Raw genomic sequence first — 12,226 nt, 5'->3', positions numbered from 1 at the left:
CCGAACCCCGGGGGAAGGGGCCCGGTGCGCCGGTTCGGCGGGGTCAGCCCCGGTCGGTGCGCGCGTGCTCGGTGAGCCATTCCTCCATGATCTGCGCGGTCCGCGCCGAGTCCTCGCGGATCATCGACAGGTGGTCGGCGTCCACGGGCCGCTCCTGCGCTCCGGCGACCAGGGGCGCGCTCTGTACGGACGGCTGCTGTTCGATCGGCCGGCCGTCGGCTCCGTACAACTGCTTCGCGCACTTCACCAGGAGCACGGGTGCGCTGGTGTGCTGCACCCGGAGCCTGCTGAGCAGGACCATCCAGCGGCCCATGGCGGACAGCCGGGCGCTGGTCAGCCGGACCACCGAGCCCTCCGCCGTGCCGGCCGAGGCTTCCCCGCCCGCGAAGTTGAGGCGCATCATGCCCTGGTAGTCGACGCCTTCGCCGTCGTTGTGCTGGAAGCTGTAGGTGTCCAGGAGCACCACACCGGCGGGCTTGATGCCCCAGGTGTGTTCGAGGAGTCCGGCCGCCGCGTAGGCGAAGGACCCGCCGGAGGAGTGGCCGACGAGGACGAACGGTTTGCCGTCGGCCTCCCGCAGGGCGCTCTCGGCGATCACCCGGGTGGCGGCCTCCGGGGTGGCGGGCAGCCGTTCCCCGGTCTCGAAGCCCACCAGGGGCAGTGCCGCCACGGCCCGCTTCCCCCGGAAGTGCGCGGCGAGACGGGCGTACTGGTGGACGCCCGCGTTGGCGGTGGGCGCGCTGACGCAGACGAGTTTCGGGGCGGTGGGTCCTTCGGAGAGGGCGGAGGCGTGGGGCAGGTCCTCCAGTTCGGCCGATGCCTCGAAGGTGGGGCGCAGCGCGGCCACGGCGGCCAGCATGCGCTGGGCCTCGGGGACCTTGCCGGAGGCGAGGGCGTCGGTGAACAGCCTTTCCAGCGAGCCGGGTTCGGACTCCCCGGGGGCGAGGCCGAGGGAGGCTCCGCCGCCCGCCGCGTCGTCGGCCGGGGTCTGCTGGGCGAGTTCGCCGCGCAGCCAGCGGGCGAGTTCGGCGGGTGTCCTGTTGTCGAAGACGACCGTGGCGGAAAGCCTCATGCCGGTGGCCGCGGCGAGCTTGTTGCGCAGCTCGACGGCGGTCAGCGAGTCGAAGCCGAGCTCGTAGAAGTCCCGGCCGGCCTCCACCTCGTCGGCCGAGGCGTGCCCGAGCACGGACGCGGCCTCGGTCCGCACCAGGTCGGTGAGGTGGCGCAGGCGGTCCTTCTCGCTGAGCGCGACGAGCCTGCGGGTGAGGTCGGCGGCGGCGTCCTGACCGCCCGCGGTGTTGGCGGCGGCCCGGCGGGCGGTCCGTACCAGCCCCCGGAACAGCGGCGGGACCTCGCCCTGCGGGCGCATTCCCCCGCCGGTCAGCCCGATCGGGATGACGAGCGGTTCGGCGGAGCCCAGAGCTGCCTCGAACAGGGTGAGGCCCTGCTCGATGGAGAGCGGGGGCATGCCGCCGGACTGCATGCGCCGCATGTCGGTGTCGCTGAGTTCGCTCGTCATGCCGTCGTCCTGGACCCAGGGACCCCAGGCCAGGGAGGTGCCGGGCAGTCCGAGGGCCGCGCGGTGGTCGGCGAGGGTGTCCAGGAAGGAGTTGGCGGCGGCGTAGTTGCCCTGGCCGGGGCTGCCCATGAGGCCGGCGATGGAGGAGAACGTCACGAAGGCGGCGAGGGCGAGACCTTGGGTGGCCTCGTGCAGGTTCCAGGCCGCGTCGACCTTCGGCCGCATGACGTCGGAGAGCCGTTCGGGGGTGAGGGCGGTGATGACGCCGTCGTCCAGCACACCGGCCGTGTGGATCACGGCGGTGAGCGGGTGCGCGGCCGGGATGCCCGCGATCAGGTCGGCCGCGGCCTGCCGGTCGGCGGTGTCGCAGGCGGTGACCGTGACGTGTACGCCCAGGGCCTCCAGTTCGGCGGTGAGGTCGGCGGCGCCGGGTGCGGCCGGACCGCGTCGGCTGGTGAGCAGCAGGTGCCGGACGCCGCGGGCGGCCAGCCTGCGGACGAGGTGGCGGCCGAGGGCGCCGGTGCCGCCGGTGACGAGGACGGTGCCCTCCGGGTTCCAGGCGGGCGGCATGGTGAGCACCGCGCCGTGCAGGGGCCCGGCGTCGGAGGTGAGGGTGCGCAGGGCTGTCCGGGCGTGCCGGATGTCGTACGTCGGGAGGTGAGTCGGGGTGCCGTACGGGACGGGTCGGGTGCCGGAGAGGGCCGGAGGGGCCGGGGTGCCTGAGGCGGTCCCGGTGGCCGGTTCGACCGCGACGGCCGGGGTGCCGGAGGCGGTCGGGGCGCCCTGGCCGGCCGGGGCCGCCGTACCGGACCCGGTGGCGACCGCCTGTATCCAGGTCCAGCCGTCCGGTACGGGGGCGATCCCGTTCCGGTCCAGGACGGCGAGGGTGGCGACCGCGGTCGGCTCCACGCTCATCACGCGGTCTCCGGCCCCCAGCCCCGACACTCCGGGACCGGTTTCGCTGACGGTGCCCGCGATCCGGGCGACCGGTCCGCCGGTGGTCCGGGCGACGGTTTCGGTGACGGCCCCGCCGGTGAGGCCGGCCGCCGTGACGGCGACGCGTACCTCGCCCTCGGCCAGCGGCCGTTCCGTGTCCGGGCACGGCACCAGCCGCAGGTCTTCGGCGCTGCCGCCGTCCGGCAGCGCCAGCCGCCAGCCCGCTCCGGCGGGCGGCAGCAGGCTCGGGGCCGTCGCCAGCCGGGCGAGCCGGCCGACGTGCAGGGTGCCGCCGCGCACGGCGAACTGGGCCTCGCCGGCGGCCAGCGGCCCGGCGAGGAGCTGGAGGGCGTCGGCGACGTCGGTGTCCTTCTCCGTGTCGAGGAGGGCGAACCGGTCGGGGTGCTCGGAGTTCGCCGAGCGCACCAGGCCCCAGGCAGATCCGCCCGAGAGGTCGGTGACGGTGTCGCCGTCCACGGCGCGGATCGCCCGGCGGGTGACGAAGACGAGCCGGGAGGCGGCGAACCGCTCCCCTTCGAGCCACTCCTGCACCAGGGCGAGTACCCGGCCGGTCAGCGCGTGCACCGCCTGCGGCACGTCGCCACCGGTGCACTCGGGCAGCGGTACGACGACCAGGTCGGGCAACTGGCTTCCCGAGGAGGCGAGTTCGGCGAGGGAGGCGGCACGGGCACCGAGCCCGTAGGGGTCGGTGCCGCCGAACGCGAGGACGTGCGCCTCGCGGGCCGGTCCGCCTTCGGTGTCGGCGGGTATCCACTCCACGTGGAACAGCGGTTCGCGTGCGGTCGAGCGGGCCTCCTCGGTCGCCTCCTCGCCGGCGGCCAGGGCAACCGAGGCCGCGGACAGGACGGGCGCGCCCTCGGCGTCGTACGCACCGATGAGCACCGTGTCCTCGGCGGACCGGCTCAGCCTGACCCGCAGCACCGACGCGCCGCCCGCGTGCAGGGTGAGGTCCTGCCAGGACCGCGGCTTCGGCAACCGGTCCTCGCCGCCGATGCCGAGCAGGACGGCTCCGTGCAGGGCCGCCGCGGACAGTGCCGGGTGCAGGCCGAAGTAACGGGCGTCGTCGGCGGCCTCGCCCCTCAGGCGCACCTCGGCGAACACGTCATCGCCGTGCAGCCAGGCCCTGGTGAGGCCCTGGAAGACGGGTCCGGGACCGGCGTCCCCGTAGAAGCCGTCGAGGTCGACGGCGGCGGCGCCGGTCGGCGGCCACACCGGCGGGGCCGGCGGGGCACTGAAGGGCTGCGCGGTCAGGGTGCCGGAGGCGTGCCGGGTCCACGGCTCGTCGGGGGCCGCGTCGTGCGGCCGGGCGTAGCAGGCGACCGTACGGTCACCGGTGTCCCCGTCGGGGGCGCCGACCCACACCTGGATCACCGGTTCGGCGTGGTCGAGCGGCAGCGGTGCGGTGACGGCGAACTCCCTGAGGTGTCCGCAGCCGACCTGGTCGCCCGCCCGGACGGCGAGTTCGAGGAAGGCGGTGTCCGGGAAGCGGGCCGCCCCGTCGACGCGGTGGTCGAGCAGCCAGGGGTGGACGCGGAGCGAGAGCCTGCTGGTGAACAGCACGCCGTCGGACCCGGCGAGCGGGACGGCCGCGCCGAGCAACGGGTGTTCGGCGGGCACCAGCCCGGCCGAGGTCACGTCCCCGGACAGGGGCGCGGGACGCGGCCAGTACCGGTCGTGCTGGAAGGCGTAGGTGGGCAGCGGGGTGCGGCGGGCGCCGGTGCCGTCGAAGAGCCGCGGCCAGTCGACCGCCACGCCGCTGACGTGCAACCGGGCCAGGGCGGTGACCAGGGCACTCTCCTCGGACCTGCCGGCCCTGAGCACGGGGACGCAGACGCACTGCTCGGCGTCCTCGGTGAGGCTCTGCGGGGCCAGGGCGGAGAGAGTGCCGTCGGGGCCGACCTCCAGGAAGGCGGATGCCCCTGCCTCGCGCAGAGCGTGCACGGCATCGGCGAAGCGGACGGTCTCCCGCACGTGCCGCACCCAGTACTCGGGGTCGCCGAGCTGTGCGGCCGGGGCCGGCGCGCCGGTGAGGGTGGACACGAGCGGGACCTGCGGCTCGGCGACGGCGAGCGTGGCGACGACGGCCCGGTACTCGTCCAGCATCGGGTCCATCAGCGGTGAGTGGAAGGCGTGCGAGACCCGGAGGCGGGTCGTCTTGCGGTCCAGGGCCGCGAAGTGGGCCCGTACGGCCTCCACCTGGTCCTCCGCACCGGACACCACCACGGACGACGGACCGTTGATCGCCGCGACGGAGGTCGACTTGCCGATCAGCGGTGCGACTTCGTCCTCCGTGGCCTGTACGGCGAGCATCGCGCCGCCCTCGGGCAGCGCCTGCATCAGCCGCCCGCGTGCCGCGACCAGCGTGCACGCGTCGGCCAGTGAGAACACTCCGGCCGCGTGGGCGGCGGCGATCTCGCCGACGGAGTGCCCCGCGACGAACTCCGGACGTACGCCGAGTGCGGCGAGCAGCCGGAACAGGGCCACCTCGACGGCGAACAGCCCGGTCTGGGCGTACGCCGTCCGGTCGGCCGACTCGGTGTCGGTGCCCCAGATCACCTCGCGCAGCGGTCGTTCCAGGTGCGGGTCGAGTTCCGCGCACACGGCGTCGAAGGCGTCGGCGAACACGGGGAAGCGGGCGTGGAGTTCGCGGCCCATGCCGAGTCGCTGGGCGCCCTGCCCGGAGAACAGGAAGGCGGTGGTGTGACCAGAGGCCTCGCCGCGGGCGACCTCCGTTCCGTCGAGCAGCACCGCGCGATGCGCGAGTGCGGTACGGGTGGTGGCGAGGGAGAGGCCCACATCGAGCGGGTCGCGGCCCGCGGTGTCGGCCGTGAGGCGGGCGAGCTGCTCGTCCAGGGCCGCGGGGGTGGCCCCCGACACCGGCCACGGCACGGCGGCCTCCCGTACGGGAGGCGCGTCGGGAGCGGGTGCTGCGGTCTCGGCGGGCGGGGCCTGCTCGATGATCGTGTGGGCGTTGGTGCCGCTGATCCCGAACGAGGAGACGCCCGCCCGCCAGGGGCGGTCCACTGCCGGCCACGGCCTGGCCTCGGTGAGCAGGTCGATCGCACCGGCGGTCCAGTCGACGTGCGTCGAAGGCTCGTCGATATGCAGGGACCTGGGCAGGACGCCGTGCCGCAGGGCAAGCACGGTCTTGATCACGCCTGCCACACCGGCGGCGGCCTGGGCGTGCCCGATGTTGGACTTCAGCGAACCGAGCAGCAGCGGCCGCTCGGGGTCGCGGCCCCGGCCGTAGGTGGCCAGGAGCGCCTGTGCCTCGATGGGGTCGCCGAGTGCGGTGCCGGTGCCGTGGCCCTCGACGGCGTCCACGTCGGCGGGGGTCAGTCCGGCGGCGGCGAGGGCCTGACGGATGACGCGCTGCTGGGCGGGGCCGTTGGGGGCGGTGATGCCGTTGGAGGCGCCGTCCTGGTTGACGGCGGAGCCGCGTACCAGTGCCAGTACCTCGTGCCCGTGGGCACGGGCGTCGGAGAGCCGTTCCAGGACGAGCATGCCCACGCCCTCCGACCAGTTGGTGCCGTCGGCGGCGTCCGAGTACGCCTTGCAGCGGCCGTCGGCGGCGAGGCCGCCCTGGATGGTCATGCCGGCGAAACCGACGGGGGTCGCCATCACGGTGACACCGCCGGCCAGGGCGAGCGAGCACTCGCCGCCGCGCAGTGCCTGGGCGGCGGAGTGCAGGGCGACCAGGGAGGAGGAGCACGCGGTGTCGACGGTGACCGCGGGGCCTTCGAGGCCGAGGGTGTAGGAGATGCGCCCGGACAGCACGCTGGAGGCGAGGCCGGTGCCCGCGTGGCCGCCGATGTCCTCGCGGGAGTTCATCATCAGCGTCGCGTAGTCGAGGCCGCTGGTCCCGACGAACACTCCGGTGCGGCTGCCGTGCAGGGAGTCCGGCGCGATGCCGGCCCGCTCGACGGCCTCCCAGGAGGTCTCCAGGAGCAGCCGCTGCTGCGGGTCCATGGCCAGTGCCTCACGCGGGGAGATCCCGAAGAAGCCCGCGTCGAAGTCGGCGACCCCGGAGACGAATCCGGCCTCCAGGGTGGCGCTGCGGCCCCGCCCGTCGGGGTCTCCCGCGCCGAGGGTCTTGAGGTCCCAGCCGCGGTCGGTGGGGAACGGTTCGATGCCGTCGCCGCCGGTGGAGACCAGCTGCCACAGTTCCTCGGGCGTACGGATTCCGCCGGGCAGCCGGCAGGCCATGCCGACGATGGCGATCGGGTCGTCGTCCAGAGCGGCCCGGGGGGCGTCGGCCGACGCCCCGTCCGGCTGCTGCCCGCCGAGGAGTTCGGCGAGCAGGTGCTCGGCGAGACCGGTGGCGGTCGGGTAGTCGTAGACGGCCGTGGCGGACAGCTTCAGGCCGGTGGCGAGGTTGAGGCGGGCGGGGAGTTCGACGGCGGTGAGCGAGTCGAACCCGAGGTCGCGGAACTTGCGGTCGGCGGAAACGGCCGCCTTCCCGCTGTGGCCGAGGACGGTCGCGACGTGGGTGCGTACCAGGTCGGTGAGGAGGGTCAGGCGCTCGGCTTCGGGCAGTGCCCGCAGCCTCAGGGTGAGTTCGTGTGCCTGCGAGGTGATGTCCTCGCGTGCCGTCTCCGCGTCGGCGATGGCCTGCCGGGCGGCGGGGATCCCGGCCAGCAGCGGATTGCCGCGCAGGCCGACGAGGGTGTCCAGGACCTGCGGCTGGCGCAGGTCGAGGACGATCAGGGTGGGCGCGGGCCGGGTGACGGCCTGCCGCAGGGCGGCGAGCGCGAGCGCGGGGTGCACGGCGGGAACTCCGGTGCGCCGGGCGCCGCTGTCGGCCGGCGGCTGGTCGGCGGCGGCGCGGGCATGCGACGCGGAACCGGCGGGCAGACCCGTACCCCGCATCGCACCATCGGGCTGCGCCTCCGGCGCGACGCTCGGTGCGGCGGTGGTCTCGGCGGTGGGCGCGACGCTCGGCTCGGCGGTGGGCTCGGCGTCCATCCAGGCGCCCCAGGCCAGCGAGGTCGCGGGCAGGCCACGGGCGTGGCGCTGCTGGGCGAGCGCGTCGAGGACCGCGTTGGCGGCGGCGACGGCCGCCCGTCCGGGGGTGCCGACGGCGCCTGCCACGGACGAGAAGAGCACGAACGCGGACAGGTCCCGTTCCCGGGTCAGCTCGTCCAGGTGGAGTGCCGTCAGCGCCTTGGCCCGGTGTACGGCCGTCAGCCGTTCCGGCGTCAGGTCGTCGAGGACCCCGTCGTCGACGGCGGCTGCCGCATGGACGACGGCCGTGAGCGGGTGCGCGTCGGGAATGTCCGCCAGGACGGCGGCCAGCGCGTCCCGGTCGGCGGTGTCGCAGGCCACGACGGTGGCTTCGGCGCCCAAGTCGCGCAGCTCGGCGACGAGTTCGGCGCTGCCGGGCGCGGCGGGGCCGCGACGGCTGACGAGCAGCAGACGGCGCACGCCCTCGGCCGCGAGCCAGCGGGCGGTGCTGCTCCCCCGGCCGCCGGTGCCGCCGGTGATCAGGACCGTGCCGTCGGGGTGTGCGGCGGCGGGCTGCCAGCCAGCGTCGGGCGAACCGGCCGGCGCGGGCACCAGCCGTCGTACGTACACGGCGGAGTCGCGGACCGCGATCTGGTCCTCGCCATCGGTACCGGCCAGAACGGCGGCCAGCCGGCCGGCGGTCCGTGCGTCGAGCGCCTCCGGCAGGTCGATGAGACCGCCCCAGCGCTGCGGGTGTTCCAGGGCGGCCACCCGGCCGAGTCCCCAGAGGCCCGCCTGCTCCGGGGAGGGCAGGGCTTCGGTCCTGGCCACGGAGACCGCGCCCCGGGTGACGCACCACAGGGGTGCCGCGATCCCGGCGTCCGCCAGGGCCTGGAAGAGTACGGCGGTCGCCGCGACAGCCGTCCCGTCGGCGGCGGGAAGGGCCAGTACACCGGCGAACCCGGCAACGGGGCACGGGAGTTGAGCCAACCGAGCGGCCAGTACGGTCCGCTCGGCCGCCGGGTCGACGGTCAGGTGCAGGGCCTCGGGCCCGGCCGCTTCCCGTACCGCGGTGCTCCAGCCATCGTCCGCGGTCCCGGCGGGCACGACCACGAGCCAGGCACCGGCCGGTTCGCCGTCCCCGGACGTACCGGTCGGCTGCCACACCTCGTGGAACCGCAGGGCGTCGAGGAGTGCCTGGTCACGCCGGTGGCGGCGCCAGTTCGACAGCGCGGGCAGCACGGCGCCGAGCGCCTCGCCGTCCACGTCCAGGTCGGTGGCCAGGGCGGCCAGGTCCTGGCCCTCGACGGCCGTCCAGAACTCCGCGTCGGCCGGATCGGCCGGGGCGGCGGGGGCGGGCCGCTCGACGGGCCCGGTGCGCGGCCAGTGCCGAGTGCGCTGGAAGGCGTACGTGGGCAGGTCGACGAGTCGGGCGCCGGTGCCGTCGAAGAGCCGCGCCCACTCGACGCGCACGCCGCTGACGTGCAGCCGGGCGAGCCCGTCGACCAGGGCCCGCTCCTCGGGCCGCCCGGCGCGCAGTGCGGGCACGGCGACGCAGGTGTCGTCCCGGGTGCCGAGGGCGGTGCGGACGGCGGCGGTGAGGATGCCGTCGGGGCCCAGTTCCAGGAAGGCGGACACCCCGGCGTCGCGCAGCGCGCCGACGCCGTCGGCGAAGCGGACGGTCTCGCGGACGTGCCGCACCCAGTAGTCGGGGGTGCACACCAGGCCGGGTTCCGCGACGGCACCGGTCAGGTTCGACACGAGCGCCAACTGCGGCTCGGCGAAGGCGATACGCGCGGCCACGGCCCGGAACTCCGCCAGCATCGGGTCCATCAGCGGCGAGTGGAAGGCGTGCGACACGCGCAGCCGGGTCACCTTGCGGCCCTCGGCCCCGAAGTGCGCGCCGATCCGCGCGACGGCTTCGGCCGCACCGGAAACCACCACGGAAGAAGGCCCGTTGACGGCCGCGGTCGACACCGGACCGCCGTCGACCAGCAGCGCCCGTACCTCCTCCTCCGTCGCCTGTACGGCCAGCATGGCGCCACCCTCGGGCAGCGCCTGCATCAGCCGGCCGCGCGCCGCGACGAGCGCGCACGCGTCGGCGAGGCCGAACACCCCGGCGACGTGCGCGGCGGCGATCTCGCCCACCGAGTGGCCTGCCACGAACTCGGGCCGCACGCCCAGTGATTCGACCAGCCGGAACAGCGCCACCTCGACGGCGAACAGGGCCGCCTGGGCGTACTCCGTCCCGTTCAGCGCCTCCGCGTCCTCGCCCCACACGACCGTACGGACAGGGCGGTCGAGGTGCTCGTCCAGGGCCGCGCACACGGCGTCGAAGGCCGCCGCGTACACGGGGAAGCGGTCGTACAACTCACGCCCCATGCCGAGCTGTTGGGAGCCCTGCCCGGTGAACAGCGCGGCCGTGACGCGGCTCTCCGCGGCCGTGCCGCGGGCGATCTCGACACCGTCCGCCAGTACGGCCCGGTGCTCGAAGGTGCCGCGTCCCGCCGCCAGCGAGTACGCGACGTCGAGCGCCGGCAGCTCGGCGTACAGCGGGGACAGCCGCCGGGCCTGCGCGTCGAGGGCGGCCTCGGACTTGCCCGACACCACCCACGGCAGCACGGCGGGGGCGCCGGCCGGCCGCGCGCCCGGCTTGTCGACGCGCTGCCCCGCCGTCTCCGCGGTGTGCTCCCCGGCCGGCCCGTCGGCGGGTGGGGCCTGCTCCTCCTCTGCGGGCGGTGCCTGCTCGATGATGGTGTGCGCGTTGGTGCCGCTGATCCCGAACGCCGACACGGCGGCCCGGCGCGGCCGGTCGACGTCCGGCCACGGTACGGCCTCCGTGAGGACGCGTACGTCACCGCCGGACCAGTCGACGTGCGTCGAGGGCGCGTCCACGTGCAGGGTGCGCGGCACGGCGTCGTGACGCATGGCCATGACCATCTTGATCACACCGGCGACACCGGCAGCGGCCTGGGTGTGGCCGATGTTCGACTTGAGCGAGCCGAGCAGCAGGGGCTGTCCGGCCTCGCCGCGCTCCTGGCCGTACGTGGCCAGCAGGGCCTGCGCCTCGATCGGGTCGCCGAGGGTGGTGCCGGTGCCGTGTCCTTCGACCACGTCGACGTCGGCGGGCGTCAGGCCCGCGTTGGCGAGGGCCTGACGGATGACGCGCTGCTGGGCGGGGCCGTTGGGCGCGGTGAGGCCGTTGGAGGCGCCGTCCTGGTTGATGGCGGAGCCGCGTACGAGTGCCAGGACCTGGTGTCCGTTGCGGCGGGCGTCCGAGAGCCGTTCCAGGACGAGCACGCCGACGCCTTCGGACCAGCCGGTGCCGTCGGCGGCATCCGCGTACGCCTTGCAGCGCCCGTCGGTGGCGAGGCCGCCCTGCCGGGTGAAGCCGGGGAAGCCCAGTGAGGAGGACATGACGGTGACGCCGCCCGCGAGGGCGAGCGAGGACTCGCCGCTGCGCAGCGACTGGGCGGCCAGGTGCATGGCCACCAGGGAGGACGAGCAGGCGGTGTCGACGGTGACGGCCGGGCCCTCGAATCCGAAGGTGTACGACACCCGCCCCGAGACCACGCTGGCCGCGAGACCGGTGCTGGCGTGTCCCTCGATGTCCTCGGGGGAGTTCATCACGAGGGTGACGTAGTCCTGACCGCCGGTGCCGACGAACACTCCGGTCGCGCTGGAGCGCAGAGCGGCCGGGTCGATGGCGGCGCGCTCGATGGCCTCCCAGGAGGTTTCCAGGAGCAGCCGCTGCTGCGGGTCCATGGCGAGGGCCTCGCGCGGCGAGATGCCGAAGAAGTCCGCGTCGAACTCGGCGACCCCGTGCAGGAAACCTCCCTTGGCGGTGGCGCTGCGACCGCGGTCGCCCGGGCCGGCGCCGAGGAGCGTGTCCAGGTCCCAGCCCCGGTCGGTGGGGAAGTCGGCGATGCCCTCCCGTCCTTCGCGGACGAGGTCCCACAGGTCCTCGGGGGAGTCGACGCCGCCGGGCAGCCGGCAGGCCATGCCGACGATGGCGATCGGGTCGTCGGCCGCCGCGGTGGCCACGGCGGCGGGCAGGCGCACAGCTCCGTCCTCGTCGAGCAGTTCGGCGAGGAGGTGTTCGGCGAGGGCGGTGGGGGTGGGGTGGTCGAAGACGAGGGTGGCGGGCAGCCGGAGGCCGGTGGCCTCGGTCAGGCGGTTGCGCAGCTCCAGGGCCGTGAGGGAGTCGAGCCCCAGGTCGTGGAAGTCCCGGTCCGCGCCGACGGTCTGCGCGGAGGCGTGCCCGAGGACGGACGCGGCCTCGGTACGGACCATCTCCACGACGGTACGGACACGGTCCGCCTCCCGCAGCTCCCACAGCCGGGCGGCGAGCGCGACGGCCGTCCCGGCCCCGGCTGCGGTGGTGGCGGCCATCCGCCGCCCCCCGCGGACCAGCCCGCGGAACATGGTGGGCACCTCGCCGCGCAACCGCGCCCCGGGGCCGCCTCCGAGGCGGCCGAGGGGGACGAGGTGGGGAAGGTCGATGGCCGTCGCGGCGTCGAGGAGCGACAGACCCTGCTCGACGGAGAGCGGAGGAACACCCGATGCGGCGATCCGCTGGCGGTCCGCCTCCGAGAGCGTCGCAGTCATACCACCGGTCGGCGCCCACGCACCCCACGCCAGGGACTGCCCGGGCAGACCCTCCGCACGACGCCGTACCGCCAACGCGTCCAAGAACACGTTCCCCGCCGCGTAACTGCCCTGACCCGCCGAACCCATCACACCCGAGACCGACGAGAACAACACGAACGCCGAAAGACCCATCTCCCGCGTCAGCTCGTGCAGATG

At 75.1% G+C, this 12,226-nt stretch carries 1 protein-coding gene; it reads right to left on the bottom strand.

Annotated features, from left to right (window positions below):
- Nucleotides 1–43 precede the first annotated feature (43 nt).
- Nucleotides 44–12,226 (bottom strand): type I polyketide synthase (locus ACZ56L_RS35495; RefSeq protein WP_471069358.1); only part of this gene is annotated, 12,183 nt, incomplete at its 5' end.

The sequence above is a fragment of the Streptomyces sp. NPDC039736 genome, from assembly GCF_055596485.1.
The sequence above is the reverse complement of the archived record's forward strand: the minus strand, read 5'-3'. Positions and strand labels throughout refer to the sequence as shown.